The sequence below is a fragment of the Streptomyces prunicolor NBRC 13075 genome (assembly GCF_000367365.1).
GTDB classification, from domain to species: domain Bacteria; phylum Actinomycetota; class Actinomycetes; order Streptomycetales; family Streptomycetaceae; genus Streptomyces; species Streptomyces prunicolor.
In genome coordinates this window covers 1-16,000 of the sequence record NZ_BARF01000128.1, presented here as the reverse complement: position 1 = coordinate 16,000, position 16,000 = coordinate 1, and the positions used below count along the sequence as shown (strand labels likewise).

Sequence of the window (16,000 nt, the reverse complement as noted above, 5' to 3'; positions counted from 1 at the left end):
GTTTGAGAGGTGCGGGTGGTGCGGGCTTCGGCTTGTCGAGTTGGCGGGTAGGGCGGGGTTTTTGAGCCGAGCTCTTCCATTGCCCGAGACGGGTGATGGGTGGGCATAGGCCTCGGGGGTCTGGGGGCGGAGCCCCCAGGGACCTCGGCTGCGACCCCGGGCCACTTAGAATCGGCGGGTGAACGACCCCGTGGCCCCGGCCGAAACCCTCCGTACCGCTCTGGCCCGCCTGCTCGACGGGCTTTCGCCCAGGCAGGCCGCCGGGGCTGTGGAACGCCTGATCGGCAACTACCGCGGGGCCACCCCGACCGACGCCCCGATCCTCAGAGACCGCGCGGATGTCGTCGCCTACGCGGCGTATCGGATGCCGGCGACTTTCGAAGCCGTACGTTCCGCACTGGACGCCTTCGCGGACGCCGTACCCGAGTGGTCCCCGCAGGGACACGTGGACGTCGGCGGCGGCACCGGTGCCGCGACCTGGGCCGTCGCCGCGACCTGGGACGGCGAGCGCCCGGTGACCGTACTCGACTGGGCCGAACCCGCACTCGCCCTGGGGAAAGAGATCGCCGCGGCCAACTCGGCGCTGCGCAACACCAGTTGGCGCCGCGCACGCATCGGCTCCGCGCTCACCCTCGACCCCACCGACCTCGTCACCGTCTCCTACGTCCTCAACGAACTCACCGTCCCCGACCGAGCCGCCCTCGTGGACGCGGCGGCCACCGCAGCCCAGGCCGTCGTGATCGTCGAAGCCGGTACCCCGGACGGTTACGCCCGCGTCATCGAGGCCCGGGACAGACTCGTCGCCGCCGGTTTCCACATCGCCGCCCCCTGCCCGCACAGCGCCGCCTGCCCGATCGTCCCCGGCGAGGACTGGTGCCACTTCTCGACGCGGGTCAGCCGTTCCTCCCTGCACCGCAAGGTCAAGGGCGGCTCCCTGCCGTACGAGGACGAGAAGTTCAGCTACGTCGCCGCCGCCCGCTTCCCCGTCGAACCCGCCCCCGCCCGCGTCGTACGCCGCCCGCAGATCCGTAAGGGACAGGTACTCCTCGACCTCTGCGAGACCGACGAACAGCTGCGCCGGACGACGGTCACCAAACGCCACGGCGACCTGTACAAGGCGGCCCGGGACGTGAGCTGGGGAGACCCCTGGCCGGAAAAAGCGTGACACTTGCGCCGAAAGCGCCACACGTGTGTCTCGTCCCACCCACCCCGGATGTGGGGTACCGCCTCTCGGGGCGCAGGATGGTGGGACCATAGGGGAAGTTCTCCGCACAACGGCAGGGCTTCTCCGCACACGGCAGGGCAAGAACAAGCAGGGCAAGACGGCAGGGCGACAACAGCAGGGCGAGGAGATAGATGAGCGCGACGTTCGGTGGCCGGACCGGTCGGCAGGGCAAACTCTCCTCGTGGCTGCGCGGACGCCGCCCCCAGGAGGCCCCCGACGACGGCAGCGGACGCGAGGCGCTGCTGCTGGCCGCCGCCGAGGCCGGGCTGCCGCTCGCGCCCGCCGCGCACCCCGCCCCGGGCTACCGATGTTCCTGCGACCGTGTGGGCTGCCCCACACCGGCCCGCCACCCCGTGTCGTTCGCCTGGCAGACGCAGTCCACGACCGACCGCGCCCAGATCGAGCGCTGGGCCCGCCACCAGCCGCAGGCCAACTTCATCACCGCGACCGGCATGGTCAACGACGTCCTCGACGTCCCCCTGGAGGCCGGCCACGAGGCACTGGAGCGACTGCTCGCCGCCGGTGTCGAGGTAGGACCCGTCGCCGCGAGCGACGACGGCCGGCTGCTCTTCTTCACCCTCACCCGCGGCACCCCCGAGGACGAGGACGAGTGGTGGCCCTGCGAACTGGACTGCCACCCCGAGACGATGGACGAACACCCCGGCCTGCGCTGGCACTGCCGAGGCTCCTACGTCCTGGTCCCCCCGGCCCAACTCCCCGGCGAGAACCAGTCAGTTCACTGGGTACGCGGCCCCGAGCACCCCCTGCCCGACCCGCTGACCCTCCTCGAAACCCTCACGGACGCCTGCGCCCGCCACGCGGGTGCGGAACCGGACCACGCGAACTCGGCCTGGCCACTGGGCCGTTAGGACTCGCGGGGATCTGTAGGACTCGTAGGACCTAGCCGCCCTGCGCCGACGTGAGGCCCTCGATCCGCCCCAGCACCGACACCTTCCCGCCCCGCTTCGGATCCAACGCCACCTGGTTGGACACGAGTTGGAGTGTGAGGGACTGCTCGACCTCGCCCGTCGTCAGCGCCTGTACGTCCTTGTTCTGGGTCGGCACCGACGTGCCCTCCGCAGCGGTCTCCTTCTGGAAGTACCGCGTCGTGAAGAACACCAACGCCCCGCCGTCCGTCGTACGAAGCGCCAACGGCGCGTAGTCGCCGCTCGTCAGCGGCTGGTCGAGGAACTGGACGGCCAGACCGGGCTTGGTGGCCTTCTCCCGGTCCGCACGCCACGCGCTGGTGTGCGCGCCGTCCGCGAAGGCCGTCCCGCCGCTCTTCAGATACGTCGCGTAGCTCTGGCTCAACCGGCCCGGCGCGACGGCGAGTTCGGCCGAGTTCGCCGGTACGGCCTCGGCCCAGCCGTCCTTGTCGGTCTTGAACTTCGGTACGGCGGTGGGCGCGAGCAGCGTCAGATACGCCACCTGCCACGGCTCGGACAGATCGTTGCGCGTGAAGACCAGCAACCACCGCGCCGCGCCACCCTTGTTGGCGGCGGCGTCGGCGACGAACCAGCGCGGCCAGCCGGCCTTCTTCGGGATGGTGAACTTCGCGTCCGTCAGCTCCAGCGGCGCGTAATTCGCGTTCCCGGCCGGCGAGTTGGTGTGCCCCGCCTTCAACCGTGCCCCGTCGATGTCACCGAGCGCGCCGGTGACATGAGCGGAGTCCAGGGAACTGTCGTACGCCTTGTCGGCAGCGTTGTACGCGGTCGTGAACTGCTGGAGCGCCGTCGCGGCCTCGGCACGGGTGGTGGCCGGGAGGACCTCCCGCTCGCCGTGGACCACCACACAACCGCTCGCCGTCAGCGACAAAGCGCTCACCGAGGCCGCTATCAGTACGCGCCGGTCAAGCCTGCGGAGCCTTCGAGGGCTGCGATCCCTGCTCATCAGGTGTCTTCACCTTCCCCTTCCCGGAGGCGAACCCTACCGGGGCGAAGAACAGGGCGAGCGCGGGGACCAGGTACAGCAGCCACACCGTGATCTGCAGGACCGTCGGGTCCGGCTGGAAGTTGAAGACGCCCTTCAGGAGGGTGCCGTACCAGCTGTCCGGCGGGATCGTGTCGCTGATGTCGAAGGCCAGCTTCGTCAGCCCCGGGACCCAGTCGGCCTCCTGCAAGTCGTGGAAGCCGTACGCCAGTACACCCGCCGCGACGACGACCAGCATCGCGCCGGTCCAGGTGAAGAACTTCGCGAGGTTGATCTTCAGCGCGCCCCGGTAGAACAGCCAGCCCAGCAACACCGCCGTGGCCAGACCCAGTCCTACGCCGACCAGCGGGCGCGGGGTGCCGTCGCTCGCCGCGTGCACCGACGCCCACACGAACAGCGCGGTCTCCAGCCCCTCGCGGCCGACGGCGAGGAACGCGGTGGCGACCAGCGCACCCGTGCCCATCGCGAGCGCCGCGTCCAGCTTGCCGTGCAGTTCGGCCTTCAGATGCCGGGCGGTGCGCCGCATCCAGAACACCATCCACGTCACCAGACCGACGGCGAGGATCGACAGCGAACCGCCGAGCGCCTCCTGCGCCTGGAACGTCATCTCCTGCGAGCCGAATTCGAGCGCGCACCCGAAGCCCATCGCGATGAGGACGGCGACGACGATGCCGATCCAGATCGGCCTCAGCGCGTCGCGCCGGTCCGTCTTGACCAGATAGGCGATCAGGATGCAGACGACGAGACTGGCTTCCAGGCCCTCGCGCAGACCGATCAGATAGTTCGAGAACACGGTCTACGACTCCTTCGCGTCCTTGGAGAACAGCGTGCTGCCCCACCAGTCGTCCTTGTCACGGACGCCCGGCGGGACGGCGAAGACCGCCGAACCCACGTGCTGGATGTACTCGTTGAGCGCGTCGGTCGCCGACAGCCTCCGCTGGAGCGGGATGAATCCCTTGCGTACGTCACGCTGGTAGGCCAGGAAGAACAGGCCGGCGTCGAGCCGGCCGAGGCCGTCGGTGCCGTCGGTGAAGGAGTAGCCCCGGCGCAGGATCGTGACCCCGCTGTTGGAGTCGGGGTGTGCGAGCCGGACGTGCGCGTCGGGCTTCATCGCCTTCAGGAACGGCGGGTCGTGCTCCTTCGCCTTGCCGACCGCAGCGCCCTCGCCCTTGTCGCGCCCGAAGACGTCCTCCTGCTCCTGCAGCGAGGTCCGGTCCCAGGTCTCGACGTTCATCCGGATCCGCCGGGCGACGAGATACGAACCCCCGGTCATCCAGGCCGAGTTCGCGCTGTTGTCGCCCTCGCCGACCCACACGAACTTCTTCAGCCGGTCCGTCTCGGTCCCCGCGATGTTGCGGGTGCCGTCCTTGAACCCCATGAGATTGCGCGGGGTTTGAGCCCCCGGGGTCGTCGACGAGGTCTTCCCGAAGCCGAGTTGGGACCAGCGGATCGCGACCTTCCCGAACCCGATACGCGCCAGGTTGCGGATCGCGTGCACGGCGACCTGCGGATCGTCCGCACAGGCCTGCACACAAAGGTCCCCGCCCGTACGGGACTTGTCGAAGTTCTCGCCGGGGAACTGCGGCAGATCGACGAGGGCGTCGGGACGACTGCCGCTCAGCCCGAAGTGGTCGAAGAACGACGGCCCGAAGCCGATCGTCAGCGTCAGCCGCGAGGGTTTCAGCCCCAGCGCCTCACCGGTGTCGTCCGGCGGCGCCTCGGCGAGCCCGCCGTAGGCCCCCTCACCGACTGCGTGCCCACCGGTCATCCGCCGCGCGGCGGCCGTCCAGTCCTTCAGCAGCTGCACGAACTCGGCGCGGTCGTCGGTCTTCACGTCGAACGCGGCGAAGTGCAGCCGGTCCTGCACGGGCGTCGCGATGCCCGCCTGGTTGGCGCCGTGGAAGGCGACCGCGGCACCGGTGTCGGCACCGGCCGGATCGACATCGTCGCCGACCCGGGTCATCGCGACCGCACCACCGGCCGCGACGGCACCGAGCGCGAGCCCGGCACCGCCCCAGCCGATGAGCGAACGGCGGGAGGGGCTCTCGGATTTCGGGGTCTCGGCCATGGTGATCCCCCCTACTTCACGACGGCGGCGGCGAGCTTCGACAGCGGCTCCGCAAGCGCGTTGACCCCGTCCGACAGCTCCTTGCGCTGGTCCTTGGTGACCTTGTCGTACGACACGAAGCCGTCGGAGGTCGTGGTCGAGCGGTACTTGTCGAGCAGCGTGTCGAGCGCGGCGAACTGCTTGTCCAGCTCGGTGGTGAGGGCCGCGTCGTTCTTCTGCGCGACCGGCTTCAGCAGCTCGTACGCCTTCTGCGCGCCGTCGACGTTGGCCTTGAAGTCGCTCAGGTCGGTGTGCGAGTAACGGTCCTCCTCGCCGGTGATCTTGCCGGTGGCGACCTCGTCGAGGAGTTCCTTGGCACCGTTGGCCATGGAGGTCGGGGTGATCTCGGCCTTGCCGACCCGCTTCTGCCAGTCCTTCAGATCGGTGACCAACTCGGCGGCGAGGACCTTCTGTTCGGCGCCGATCTTCTTGTCCTGCCACAGAGCCTTCTCCAGCGCGTGCCAGCCGGTCCACTTCTGGCCCTTCTCCAGGCCGTCGGCGCGGGTGTCGGTCTTGGGGTCGATGTCCCCGAACGACTCGGCGATCGGCTCGGTGGCCTCCCAGCCGACGCGGGAGGGGGCGTAGGCGTTCTTGGCGGCGGTGAGGTCGCCCGCCTTGATGGCGTTGGCGAAGGTCTCCACCTTCGGGATCGTCGCGTCGGCCTGCTCCTGCGCGTACTCGCGGTACGCGGCGACGGCGGCGTCCAGCTTCGGATCACGCTTGGCGACGCTGCCCCCGGTGACGGTCAGCTTCTGCCGCACACCGTGCCCCTTCATCCCCGGCCGGCAGGCGATCTCGTACGACCCCGCCTTCACTTCAGCGGTGAGCGTGTACTTCGTCCCCGGCCCGATGTTCTCCTTCTCGGAGACGATCCGGTCGTCCGGGAAGAGGATCTCGACCTCGGTCGCCTTCGAGCCGGTGTTCTCGATCTTCAGCGTGACCTGCCCGGCCGGGATCGACTTGGTCGAGGTCGTGCACTTGGAGTCGGCCGCGGTCACCTGGATCGCGTCGCCGTCCTTGGCGTCGCTCTTCGCGGTGCACGCCGTGACGGCGGTCAGGGCGGCCGCGGCGGCGACGGCGGTGGCGACGGGAAGTCGGACGGCACGCATGCAGGCTCCAAGCGGAAGTGTGTGACGAGGCGATGTCGGGAGGCGGTGTGGTGAGGCTGCCCTAACTTACCTGAGGCTTACCTCAGTCCTACCCGTCCGGTCCGGTATTCACTGCCCACGGAAAAATCACAGACACGGCTTGATCTCAGTGGCGAAAAACGAACGCCAAGGGATAGTCAAGAGAGGGTCAAGCGGGCCGGTGCGGGGTCACGACGACCGCCCCCGTGCGCGGATGCGGAAACACCTCGACCTGCTGGTCGTAGACGTCCGACAACAACTCCTCGGTGAATACGACCCCCGGTGGGCCGTCGGCGGCGACACGACCGGCGCGCAGAATCGCGACCCGGTGCGCGTAGGCGGCGGCCAGCGCGAGATCGTGCAGCACCACGACCACCGCCGCCCCCGAGGACACCCCGATGACACCCGGCTCGGCGTGCGGATTCCCGAACACGCCCTGCATCAACGCCCCCGCGCACCCGAGCGACGCCCCGACGAGCAGCGCGAGCACGATGCGCGGGAACCGCACGTTCCACAGCACCGAATCCGGTACGCGGTCCAACGCCCCGCCACCGAGCCCGAGTCGGTGCTGCACCGAAGCCAACACATGACGAGCCTGGGCGAGAAGTCCGACGACGTGGTCCTGGCCGACCTGAAGGCAGGATCGACCGACCTCACCGCGAAGAACGACGTCATCACCCTCGACGACGTCACCGCCACCCTCACCGCGGCCGGCGCGAAGGCCTTCGGCGGCTTCTACCAGACCGGCGCCGAACTCGACCCGCTCGACCTGACGTTGGCCCTGACGGCGGACGCCACCCTGCCCTCGGACGGCTCGTCGTCGACGTCCGGCACCGGCACGGGCTCTTCCGGCAGCACCGACAACTCCGGTACGACAGGCTCGACTTCGGGGGGCGTCACCGGCTCCACGACAGGCAGCGTGAACGGCTCCCTCGCCTCCACCGGTTCCGAGATCCCGGCGGCGGCCCTGGGCGCGGCGGCCGCGGTGACCGTGGCGGCGGGCGCGGGTGTGGTGCTCGCGATGCGTAGGCGGCGTAAGACTGTGCCCCATGGAGACCAGGGGGCGTAGAGAACCACTGCCGGAGGGCGGACTGGTGCTGGCCGTGACAGGCCGGCCCGGTCCGCCTCCGTTGCGCTTCGAGACGGCGGACGGCGGCCGGCTGCTGCTCCGCCAGGGCGGGCGGCCCTTGCTGTTGGGCCGGGAGGAAGAGGGCGGCTGTTCGCGCGAGGGCCTCTTCGTGCACAGGCTCGACGGCTTCCGCTCACCGCTGCCCCGGATCCGGTCGGGCCGGATGAGGAGCCCCGGCAACTGGGTCCACCAGTACACGAGTTGGCTGGAGGAGGCGAAGGAGGGCCCGTTGCACGACGCACGCTGGCACCTCCGGGAGAGGCGCAAGTTCCCGGCGTACGTGTGGTGGGGCGACTTCATGCGCGACTGGCCCGCCTGCCATCTCGACTGGTGCGCGGGCGGCTGGGAGGGCGTCGTACCGCTGCGTCCGCTCTCGCCGACGGACGCGCCACGCGTGAAGGCCTACCGCAAGCACGCCCGGGAGGACACACTCGCCCCCGTCCTCCTGTGGCGGGTCACGCCGTTCGACGGCTGGGCGCTCCTCGACGGTCACGACCGGGCCGTGGCGGCGCTTGCGGAGGGCCGTACCCCGCCGTGCGTCGTCCTGTACCGCGTACCGGACGACGAGACATGGCGGCGGACCGCCGACGAGTTGACCGAGGACCACGAACAGCGCACGGAACTGCTGCTCGCGGGCCGTGCCACCACCACCGGCACTGACGCCGAGCGCAGACGGGCCGTCCTGGAAACGGCGTACGAGGACACGATGTCCTCGCTGCCCTACGACGAGGCCCCCACCCTCACCTGGCCCCTCCCCGGCGGAGCCCCGGCCTGGGATGGCCTCGCGGCCCGGGCGATGTTTGAATGCCCCCGTGACTGACTACGACGTGCTGCGTGTCTTCTGCGGCCCCAGCGGTGGATACGGCAACGAACTCGGAGTCGTCCGCGAGGGTTCCGTGATGCCGGACCCGGACGAGCGGCAGGTGTTCGCCGGGAAACTCGGCTTCAGCGAGACGGTGTTCGTCGATGACCCCGAGCGCGGAGTCATCGACATCTACACCCCGACCACCCGCCTGCCCTTCGCCGGCCACCCCTGCGTAGGCACGGCCTGGCTCCTGGACATACCCGAACTGGTCACCCCCGCAGGCATCGTGGGCGCCCGTCTGGACGGCGAGTTCAGCTGGATCGAGGCCCTCCCGGAGTGGGCCCCGCCCCGCACCCTCCGCCAGTACGCCACCGCCCCCGAGGTCGACGCCCTCCCCGTGCCCCCGCCCGGCGAGTGGATCTACGCCTGGGCCTGGGAGGACGAGGCAGCGGGCCGCGTCCGCGCCCGCGCCTTCCCCGGCCGTGACGACGGCATCCACGAGGACGAGGCAACGGGCGCGGCGGCACTCCTGCTGACCGACCAGTTGGGCAGAGCGCTCAACATCACGCAGGGCGCGGGGTCGCAGCTACTCACGGCACCGCAGCCGGGGGGTTGGGTGGAGGTCGGGGGACGGGTGTTCCTGGAGCGCTGAACGCTTTTGGGAACAGGGTTACTTGACCTGCGCCACGAAGAAACTCCAGGCGAAGCGGCCGAAGGGTATGACCGGGCCGGTGGGGGTTTTGCTGTCGCGGATGGGGGCGAGGGCGGGGATGTCAGGGGCGAGTTCGAGGCACTCGTTGTTGCCACCGCTGTAGCTACTGCACCGCCACCTCGCGCCCGACAGGTCCGGCGTGTTGTGGCGTGCGGTGTTCATGCCCTGTGCTCCTTGGCCCTGTGTCGGATGACGGCGAGGGATTCCACGGGAGAGAGCGCTGACGTGCGCGCGGCGTCGAACAGCTCCTGGTACCGGGCGACTTCAGTCTCCCGTTCGAACCACATGGAGCCGGTCGGGTTGTCCGCCAGCACTACGTCGAGTGCTGCCTCCTCCGGGAAACCCAAGACTACGTACGGCCCGAACATACTCGCATGGGCGCCGTGGGAGAACGGCAGCACCTGGATGGTCACATTTGACTGTTCCGAGGCGGCCAGTAGCTGTGCCAGCTGCCCTTTCATCACATCCGGCCCGCCGACCTGCTGGAGGAGTACGGCCTCCGACAGGACTGCCCAGAGGTGGAGCGGGGAGTCCCCGGTGAGGCGTTCCTGACGGGCGAGACGCACCTGGACGAACTTCTCGATCTCGTCCGCCGTCTGCCATTGCCGCGAGGCGACGGTGACGGCGCGGGTGTACTCCGGAGTCTGGAGCAGGCCGGGGACCAGTTGCGCCTGAAACGTATGGATCGTCCCGGCCATGGCCTCCAGGGCGATGTAATCGCGGTAGGTGTCCGCGAGCACTGATCCGTACTCGTTCCACCACCCTTGCCTGCGACGGCGGTTGGCCTTCCGGGCCAGCTCTGAGAGCCGACCGCGAAGCTCGGCGTCCGCCGCTCCGTAGGCGTGCAGCATCGCGGTCAGGTCCGGGAGCCGGACGGCGACCCGGCCGTTCTCGATCCGGCTGATCTTGCCCTTGGTGCAGTCCAGTGCTTCGGCCGCCTGAGCGGTGGTCAGCTCCGCCGCTTCCCGCAACCTGCGCAATTCGTCGCCGAGTTGACGGCCAAGGACGGTCGAAGGGTTCGGGGTGGTGCTTTTCGCAAGCATGGCAACACCTTCTAGCAGGACGGCAGATGCGGTGGCGGTGACTTAACTCGAAGGAGTGAATATCGGCATCATTCTAGTCGGCAACGTTGCAGACTCGCATCATCCTTGGGCATCCTGCTGATGTCCGCGACTCCAACCGGAGCCGCGCTGCGGGGAGTTCGCCACAGTCGCCGAGTCCCGAGGAGGCCACCGCATGGCCGCACCGAACGAAGTCACCTTCCGGCTGCCCCGTTGCCATCGCAGCGTGCCCAGGGCGAGGGCCGCGCTGCTAGCGGTGCTCGGTGACTGGGGTGTCGATCAAGAGGTCCTGGGCAACGCCGAGTTGGTGCTCTCGGAACTCGTGACCAACGCGCTGCGCGTACCCGTGCCGAGCGATCGCCAGGTAGGCGTACGGATCGCCCGCACGGTGGACGAGGGGACGCTGCGGCTGGAGGTCAGCGACGCCGGAGCGGGGACGCCTGAGTTACGGGAACCCGGAGACGAGGAGACGGGTGGGCGCGGGCTGCTCCTGGTCGAGGCGCTCGCTCACCGCTGGGGAGTGGAGAAACGCGCCGCCGGGATCGGCAAAACCGTGTTCGCGGAGCTGAAGGCCCCGGACATCGTGGCCGAGCCTGTCGAGACGGAGGTTGCGGCGGTCATGGTCCGCCCCGGCCAGTACGTGCGGGTATGGGGTGCCTGGCGCGCGGTCCTCGACGTCCATTCCGAGCAGCGCGAATCGCACGAATCCACGGTGGTACTGAGGCTGGACGAGGGCCCGGCGCTGCGCGTACACGCGACCGAGCCGCTGGCCGTACGGCGGACAGGGGGCGGATAGTGTGGCCGCGCAACCGCTTCGCGTACACGCGGTGAGTGAGGAGCAGCAGTGATCACCCGGATCGAGATCGACGGCTTCAAGACGTTCGACGACTTCTCACTCGACGTTCCGCCGTTCCTGGTCCTGCTGGGAGCGAACGGCTCCGGCAAGTCCAACCTGCTGGAGGCGGTCGCTCTGCTCGGTCGCCTCGTACGGGACCCCAGCGGTCAGACGCTGGTCCGTCACGCCAGGCGAGGCGGGCCCCGGGAGCTGTTCCGGCGGCGTCCGGACGGGAGCCTGGTGGACGAGATCCACATCGGCGCGAGCGTTCTGCTGGAGACCTCGGAGTTCGGTCTGGTTCATGTAGGGGTCGACGCGTACATCGCCTATCGCGAGGCGCCGGACCCGTTGGACGTAGAGGTGTCGATCGGGGGAGTGGGCAGCTACGGTCTGCCACTGCCGGAGCAGGTGGCTGCTGACATCGACGAGTCGGCGCCGTACGTATATCGGGAGGGGCCGGGAGAGTCCCCTGGCCTTGATGGCGCGGTGTCCCACGCTCTGAAGCGAGCGACCGACGGCTGGCGCCTGCTGGATCCGCTGCCCGATGCCATGCGCCTACCCGCTGACGCGTACGACGCCGAAGCGTTGACCGAAGACGGTCGTAACCTCGGTGCCGTACTCGGCCGGTTGTGGAGGACACCGGAGCTGAAGTCCGCCTTCCTGTCTGACGTGGCGGCCGTTCTGCCCGATGTGCGGGAGATCGACGTGGTGCAGGACGAGAACCAGGCTCTGTGGGACATCTGGATCCAGCACAAGCACGAGCCGAGGATGGCGCCGCGAGTCGTGTCCGGCGGAACGCTGCGGGTGCTCGCCCTGCTCGCCGCCGCACATGACCCGTCGCATCCGGGTGTGCTGATGGTCGAAGAACCTGAGAACGGCCTGCACCCGAATCGCGTCCCTCGTCTGCTGGAGCGGCTGAAGGCACGCGTCACGGATCTCGCCACGTACGAGGAACTCGCTGAAGGCGATCGTGACGCGCGCCGTCAGATCATCGTCACTTCCCACTCGCCGGTCGTGCTGGCCTCACTGCTGGACGAGGCCTCACAGGACGTGGTGTTCATGGACACGGTCACACGGCTGGAGCGAGGAGAGTCGCCGACCAGACTGACGCGGGCCCGGCGGGTCGGCGTGACCGGTGAGCGTGGCACGTACGTCACGCCCATGGAAGTAAGCCAGTACCTGAACCCGGTGGGATACGCCCCTGGGGCTTAGGTACTTGAGCATTGCACTGCTCACCGAAGGGCTCAGCGACCAGTGGTTCCTGCTGCCGCTCATCGACCGCCAAGTGGCGGCCCTGGAGCCGGAGTCCACTCCCGGATTCGATTTCGGAGGCACGGCGCCCGGAAGCCGTTTCACGGTCGCGCCGCGCGACCAGGTGGTCCAGGAGGTCGCCTCGCTTCTGGAGCACATGGACATCGTGCTGATCCATCATGATCACAACGAGCGGAGCAAGGTCGAGTCCGTCCGGGCGAGGCTCGGCCGCGAGGCGGAGCGGCTCGTCGGGATCGTCCCCGTGCGGGAGACGGAGGCGTGGATGCTGGCCGACGCCGCCGCGCTGCCCACCGCGACGGCGGAGGCGTCGGTACGGAACATGGTCCGGTCACCTCGCGACGCCGAGAAGGTTCCGGATCCGAAGAAGGCTCTGGCCGAGGCGTTCGGCCCACGGCACCGGCCGGAGTACGACTTCGATCGGCTTGGCCAGCACGTGTCCTTGGCGGCGCTTCAGCAGCTTCCCGCCTATGCCCGCTGGGTCGGTGAGTTGCGCACGGCGATGGAGCGGCTGCGCTTCCTGTGACGGTGGCCTCGCAGGCGCAGCCCGACATCACGCGGACATCGGGAACTCGTCACCCAGCGCCCGAAAGACCCCCGTGTTCAACGCGAACGCCCGCTTGCACTCAGCCACGATCCGCTGCTTCTCCAGGTCATCGACCTGAACCCCGTCCAGCAGTTCCCGATACCCCCGCTTGAACGCCGCCGGGTTCCCGATCCCCTCGAACACATAGAACCGCACCCCGTCCCCCCGCCGCGCGAACCCCCACGTCCGCTCCGCCTTGTCCCGGATGATCTGCCCGCCGGAGAGGTCCCCGAGGTAGCGCGTGTAGTGATGGGCGATGTACCCGGCCGGCCACAACTCCGCGCACTCCCGCACCCGTTCGGCGTACGCCCGCGTCGCGGGAAGTGCGGTCAGCCCCGCCCGCCAGTCCGCACCGCGCAGATGCTCGAGGTCACGCTCCAGCGCGGGCAGCCGGAACAACTCGGCCTGGATGAACGCCCCGGCCACCGGATCCGCCGCGAGCCGCTCCGCGCCGGTCTCCAACGCCTCGTAGACGAACCACAGTTGCTCGGTGTACCGGGCGTACGCGTCCACGCCCAGCCGGCCGCCGAGCAGGTCGCTCATGAAGGTGGAGGTCTCGGCTTCCACGTGCTGTTCGTGGGACGCGGTGCGGATGACTGTCGAGAAGGAGTCCATGGGGCCTATCCTCCAAGGTAAGGCTTACCTAAGTCAACAGGTTTGCCGACACCCTGTCGGTAAAAGCGTACAAGAAAAACGGCCCGCACCACGAGGGCAGCGAGCCGCTTCCACCAGTACCTACGCCCTACGGGAGGGTGAGAACCTCCGCCCCCGTCTCCGTCACCACCAACGTGTGCTCGAACTGCGCCGTCCGCTTCCGGTCCTTCGTGACGACCGTCCACCCGTCGTCCCACAGGTCGTACTCGTACGTCCCCAGCGTCAGCATCGGCTCGATCGTGAACGTCATCCCGGGCTGGATGACCGTCGTCGCGTGCGGGCTGTCGTAGTGCGGGACGATCAGGCCGGAGTGGAAGGACGAGTTGATGCCGTGGCCGGTGAAGTCCCGGACCACGCCGTACCCGAAGCGCTTGGCGTACGACTCGATGACCCGGCCGATGATGTTGATCTGGCGGCCGGGACGGACCGCCTTGATCGCGCGGTCGAGGGACTCGCGGGTGCGCTCCACCAGCAGCCGCGACTCTTCGTCGACGTCCCCGACCAGATAGGTCGCGTTGTTGTCGCCGTGCACCCCGCCGATGTACGCCGTCACGTCGAGGTTGATGATGTCGCCGTCGCGCAGCACCGTGGAGTCCGGAATGCCGTGGCAGATCACCTCGTTGAGCGAGGTGCACAGGGACTTGGGGAAGCCGCGGTAGCCGAGCGTGGACGGGTAGGCGCCGTGGTCGCACATGTACTCGTGCGCCACCCTGTCGATCTCGTCCGTGGTCACCCCCGGCGAGATGATCTTCGCGGCCTCCGCCATCGCCCGCGCGGCGATCCGCCCGGCGATCCGCATCGCCTCGATCGTCTCGGGGGTCTGCACCTCCGGCCCGGTGTACGGGGTCGGCGCGGGCTTGCCGACGTACTCGGGGCGACGGATGTTTCCGGGCACGGAACGGATGGGAGAGAGCTCCCCTGGTACGAGCAGCGACTGGCCAGACATGCCAGCGAGTCTAACCAGCGGACATGGGGGAACATGGCCGTAGGGAAAGGAGCCGTTGATGGCCCTGTTCAAGAAGCGCACGGTCGGGAAGCCCGGCGAGTGGTACTACTGCCTCGAACACAAGAAGGTCGAGGAGGGGCCGGAGTGCCCCGCCAAGGACCGCTTCGGGCCGTACACCACCCGCGCGGAGGCCGAACACGCGATGGAGACGGCCCGCGAGCGCAACCTGGAGTGGGAGACCGACCCGAAGTGGCACGACGCGACCGACGCGGCCAAGGGGAGCACGGACGACGACTGATCAGGCATCGGCGGGGGCTGTGGGGGCCGTGGAGGTTGTAGGAGCCGTGGCCGCCCGCTGTTCCTTCAGCCGTAGCGCGTGCTCGTCGGTCCGCGCGTCGTAGGACATCAACTTCGGCAGTCCTACGGCCAGCAGCCCCACCGCGCCCACGCACATCAGCCCGCCCGCCCACACCGACGTCCGCACCCCGGTCAGCGCGGCCATGCCGCCCGACCGGACCTGGCCCAGCTGCGGGCCCACCGAGTACGACAGCAGCTCGATCCCGGCGAGCCGGCCGCGCAGCTCGTCCGGGATCGTCTGGTTCCACATCACCCCGCGGAAGATGCCGCTGACCATGTCGCAACCGCCCGCGACGGTGAGGAACAGCAGCACCAGCCATACGTTGCCGACCGCGCCCGCGCAGGCGATCGCCGCGCCCCACAGCGCCGCCGCCAGCACCACCATCCGCCCGTGCCGCTGGATCCGCGAGGTCCAGCCACTGGTCACACTCACCAGCAGGGCACCGGCCGGGACGGTCGAGTACATCAGCCCCAGCGCCCACGGGGCGTGCAGATCATCGGCGAGGAACGGCAGCACGGCGAGCGGCATCGCGAAGAACATCGCCGCGAGGTCGATGGCGTACGTACCCAGGAGTTCCTTACGGCTCCACGCGTACCGGGCGCCCTCCGCGATCGCCTTCAACGAGGGCTTCTGCGCCTCGTGGGCGCCGGGGGAGGCGGCGATACGGAAGATGAGAACGACGGAGATCGCGAACGTCACCGTGTCCGCCGCGAACGCGTAAGGCAGCCCCGCGAACGCCACGACCACCCCCGCCAGCGCCGGTCCGGTGACCCCGCCGACCGTCCAGCGCAGGGAGTTGAGCGCGGACGCGGCCGTCATGTGCTTGTGGGCCACGATCCGCGGCCACAGCGAGTCCAGCGCGGGCCGTTGGATCGCGCCGAGGGTGGAGGTCAGGGCGGCGATCACATAGAGCGGCCACACGGCGGGCCGCGGCAGCAGCGAGTTGAAGAGCAGCGCCCCGCACAGCACCCCCAGTCCGACCTCGGTCCACACGATCAACTTCCGCTTGTCCCACGCGTCGGCGAGGGCACCGCCGTAGAGCCCGAACACGATCAGAGGCACCAGCTCCACGGCCCCGACCGCGCCCACCGCCGCCGCGGAGCCGGTGAGTTCCTTGATCTGCACCGGAAGCGCGACGAACGTCAGGAAATTGCCGAAGTTCGAGATCAGCCCCGCGATCCAGAGCCTGCGGAAGTCGACGGAGGCGTGCCAGGGGGCGAGGTCGGGGAGGAGGGCGCGGAGGCGGGTGGGTTCGGT

The 16,000-nt window shown here is 69.2% G+C and carries 19 protein-coding genes; 9 read left to right on the top strand and 10 right to left on the bottom strand.

Annotated elements, in window-relative coordinates; genetic code table 11:
* Positions 1-178: 178 nt before the first annotated feature.
* Both SPR02S_RS48640 and SPR02S_RS48635 read left to right on the top strand, forming a co-directional pair.
* The gene (locus SPR02S_RS48640) at positions 179-1,165 is read left to right on the top strand and encodes a small ribosomal subunit Rsm22 family protein (protein ID WP_019064332.1); all 987 of its coding nucleotides are present in this window, start codon (positions 179-181) and stop codon (positions 1,163-1,165) included.
* 191 nt (positions 1,166-1,356) lie between these two features.
* Positions 1,357-2,094 (top strand): bifunctional DNA primase/polymerase, encoded by a 738-nt coding sequence (locus SPR02S_RS48635; protein WP_019064331.1) that lies wholly within the window; start codon positions 1,357-1,359, stop codon positions 2,092-2,094.
* Between the two features lie 31 nt (positions 2,095-2,125).
* On the opposite strand, the gene SPR02S_RS48630 is transcribed toward SPR02S_RS48635, so the two are convergent.
* The 5 genes from SPR02S_RS48630 to SPR02S_RS66575 all read right to left on the bottom strand — a co-directional run bounded on the left by SPR02S_RS48630 (position 2,126) and on the right by SPR02S_RS66575 (position 6,962).
* Positions 2,126-3,115 (bottom strand): SCO2278 family lipoprotein, encoded by a 990-nt coding sequence (locus SPR02S_RS48630; RefSeq protein WP_078623232.1) that lies wholly within the window; start codon positions 3,113-3,115, stop codon positions 2,126-2,128.
* Positions 3,075-3,947 carry an iron uptake transporter permease EfeU gene (efeU, locus tag SPR02S_RS48625; protein ID WP_019064329.1) on the bottom strand — a complete coding sequence of 291 codons (873 nt, stop codon included), beginning with the start codon at positions 3,945-3,947 and terminating at the stop codon, positions 3,075-3,077. The genes SPR02S_RS48630 and efeU overlap by 41 nt, the downstream gene beginning before the upstream one ends.
* A 3-nt stretch (positions 3,948-3,950) precedes the next feature.
* The gene (gene efeB, locus SPR02S_RS48620) at positions 3,951-5,222 is read right to left on the bottom strand and encodes an iron uptake transporter deferrochelatase/peroxidase subunit (RefSeq protein WP_019064328.1); all 1,272 of its coding nucleotides are present in this window, start codon (positions 5,220-5,222) and stop codon (positions 3,951-3,953) included.
* A gap of 11 nt (positions 5,223-5,233) precedes the next feature.
* Positions 5,234-6,370, bottom strand: coding sequence for an iron uptake system protein EfeO (efeO, locus tag SPR02S_RS48615; protein WP_019064327.1), 1,137 nt, complete (start codon positions 6,368-6,370; stop codon positions 5,234-5,236).
* A 187-nt stretch (positions 6,371-6,557) separates the two neighbouring features.
* Entirely contained in the window at positions 6,558-6,962 is a 405-nt protein-coding gene (locus tag SPR02S_RS66575; RefSeq protein WP_281169959.1) for an iron chelate uptake ABC transporter family permease subunit, read from the bottom strand.
* A 12-nt stretch (positions 6,963-6,974) separates the two neighbouring features.
* Between SPR02S_RS66575 and SPR02S_RS48605 the strand changes: the two genes are divergently transcribed.
* Genes SPR02S_RS48605 through SPR02S_RS48595 form a run of 3 tightly spaced genes read left to right on the top strand, consistent with a single transcriptional unit; the run spans position 6,975 to position 8,974 of the window.
* Complete coding sequence (locus SPR02S_RS48605; RefSeq protein ID WP_019064325.1) at positions 6,975-7,457, top strand: HtaA domain-containing protein; 483 nt, start codon at positions 6,975-6,977, stop codon at positions 7,455-7,457.
* Entirely contained in the window at positions 7,438-8,337 is a 900-nt protein-coding gene (locus SPR02S_RS48600) for a hypothetical protein (protein ID WP_052347189.1), read from the top strand. Before SPR02S_RS48605 ends, SPR02S_RS48600 begins: the two co-directional genes overlap by 20 nt.
* Positions 8,330-8,974, top strand: a complete 645-nt coding sequence (locus SPR02S_RS48595) for a PhzF family phenazine biosynthesis protein (protein WP_019064323.1) — start codon at positions 8,330-8,332, stop codon at positions 8,972-8,974. The genes SPR02S_RS48600 and SPR02S_RS48595 overlap by 8 nt, the downstream gene beginning before the upstream one ends.
* Positions 8,975-8,992: 18 nt before the next feature.
* On the opposite strand, the gene SPR02S_RS48590 is transcribed toward SPR02S_RS48595, so the two are convergent.
* The gene (locus SPR02S_RS48590) at positions 8,993-9,196 is read right to left on the bottom strand and encodes a DUF397 domain-containing protein (protein WP_019064322.1); all 204 of its coding nucleotides are present in this window, start codon (positions 9,194-9,196) and stop codon (positions 8,993-8,995) included.
* Positions 9,193-10,077 (bottom strand): helix-turn-helix domain-containing protein, encoded by an 885-nt coding sequence (locus SPR02S_RS48585; RefSeq protein WP_019064321.1) that lies wholly within the window; start codon positions 10,075-10,077, stop codon positions 9,193-9,195. The genes SPR02S_RS48590 and SPR02S_RS48585 overlap by 4 nt, the downstream gene beginning before the upstream one ends.
* Positions 10,078-10,270: 193 nt before the next feature.
* Here SPR02S_RS48585 and SPR02S_RS48580 point away from each other — a divergent pair, with 193 nt between their 5' ends.
* Genes SPR02S_RS48580 through SPR02S_RS48570 form a run of 3 tightly spaced genes read left to right on the top strand, consistent with a single transcriptional unit; the run spans position 10,271 to position 12,725 of the window.
* Positions 10,271-10,891: an ATP-binding protein gene (locus SPR02S_RS48580; RefSeq protein ID WP_019064320.1), complete on the top strand. Its 621-nt coding sequence runs from the start codon at positions 10,271-10,273 to the stop codon at positions 10,889-10,891.
* Positions 10,892-10,939: 48 nt separating this feature from the next.
* Positions 10,940-12,142 (top strand): AAA family ATPase, encoded by a 1,203-nt coding sequence (locus SPR02S_RS48575; RefSeq protein WP_019064319.1) that lies wholly within the window; start codon positions 10,940-10,942, stop codon positions 12,140-12,142.
* A gap of 4 nt (positions 12,143-12,146) precedes the next feature.
* Positions 12,147-12,725 (top strand): DUF4276 family protein, encoded by a 579-nt coding sequence (locus SPR02S_RS48570; RefSeq protein WP_019064318.1) that lies wholly within the window; start codon positions 12,147-12,149, stop codon positions 12,723-12,725.
* A gap of 27 nt (positions 12,726-12,752) precedes the next feature.
* On the opposite strand, the gene SPR02S_RS48565 is transcribed toward SPR02S_RS48570, so the two are convergent.
* Together SPR02S_RS48565 and map are read right to left on the bottom strand one after the other, a co-directional pair.
* The gene (locus tag SPR02S_RS48565; RefSeq protein WP_019064317.1) at positions 12,753-13,400 is read right to left on the bottom strand and encodes a biliverdin-producing heme oxygenase; all 648 of its coding nucleotides are present in this window, start codon (positions 13,398-13,400) and stop codon (positions 12,753-12,755) included.
* 127 nt (positions 13,401-13,527) lie between these two features.
* Complete coding sequence (map, locus tag SPR02S_RS48560) at positions 13,528-14,385, bottom strand: type I methionyl aminopeptidase (protein WP_026151581.1); 858 nt, start codon at positions 14,383-14,385, stop codon at positions 13,528-13,530.
* A 58-nt stretch (positions 14,386-14,443) separates the two neighbouring features.
* Here map and SPR02S_RS48555 point away from each other — a divergent pair, with 58 nt between their 5' ends.
* Positions 14,444-14,683, top strand: a complete 240-nt coding sequence (locus SPR02S_RS48555; RefSeq protein WP_019064315.1) for a hypothetical protein — start codon at positions 14,444-14,446, stop codon at positions 14,681-14,683.
* Here SPR02S_RS48555 and SPR02S_RS58135 read toward each other — a convergent pair.
* Positions 14,684-16,000: MFS transporter (locus tag SPR02S_RS58135; protein WP_019064314.1), on the bottom strand; the 1,317-nt coding region annotated here is incomplete at its 5' end. It lies immediately after the preceding gene.

What these genes read in the sequence shown, in the direction of transcription:
- SPR02S_RS48635 (WP_019064331.1), top strand. Translation starts at nt 1,357, where the DNA reads ATGAGCGCGACGTTCGGTGGCCGGACCGGTCGGCAGGGCAAACTCTCC.
- SPR02S_RS48630 (WP_078623232.1), bottom strand. Translation starts at nt 3,115, where the DNA reads ATGAGCAGGGATCGCAGCCCTCGAAGGCTCCGCAGGCTTGACCGGCGC.
- efeB (WP_019064328.1), bottom strand. Translation starts at nt 5,222, where the DNA reads ATGGCCGAGACCCCGAAATCCGAGAGCCCCTCCCGCCGTTCGCTCATC.
- efeO (WP_019064327.1), bottom strand. Translation starts at nt 6,370, where the DNA reads ATGCGTGCCGTCCGACTTCCCGTCGCCACCGCCGTCGCCGCCGCGGCC.
- SPR02S_RS48605 (WP_019064325.1), top strand. Translation starts at nt 6,975, where the DNA reads ATGACGAGCCTGGGCGAGAAGTCCGACGACGTGGTCCTGGCCGACCTG.
- SPR02S_RS48600 (WP_052347189.1), top strand. Translation starts at nt 7,438, where the DNA reads ATGGAGACCAGGGGGCGTAGAGAACCACTGCCGGAGGGCGGACTGGTG.
- SPR02S_RS48590 (WP_019064322.1), bottom strand. Translation starts at nt 9,196, where the DNA reads ATGAACACCGCACGCCACAACACGCCGGACCTGTCGGGCGCGAGGTGG.
- SPR02S_RS48585 (WP_019064321.1), bottom strand. Translation starts at nt 10,077, where the DNA reads ATGCTTGCGAAAAGCACCACCCCGAACCCTTCGACCGTCCTTGGCCGT.
- SPR02S_RS48580 (WP_019064320.1), top strand. Translation starts at nt 10,271, where the DNA reads ATGGCCGCACCGAACGAAGTCACCTTCCGGCTGCCCCGTTGCCATCGC.
- SPR02S_RS48565 (WP_019064317.1), bottom strand. Translation starts at nt 13,400, where the DNA reads ATGGACTCCTTCTCGACAGTCATCCGCACCGCGTCCCACGAACAGCAC.
- map (WP_026151581.1), bottom strand. Translation starts at nt 14,385, where the DNA reads ATGTCTGGCCAGTCGCTGCTCGTACCAGGGGAGCTCTCTCCCATCCGT.
- SPR02S_RS48555 (WP_019064315.1), top strand. Translation starts at nt 14,444, where the DNA reads ATGGCCCTGTTCAAGAAGCGCACGGTCGGGAAGCCCGGCGAGTGGTAC.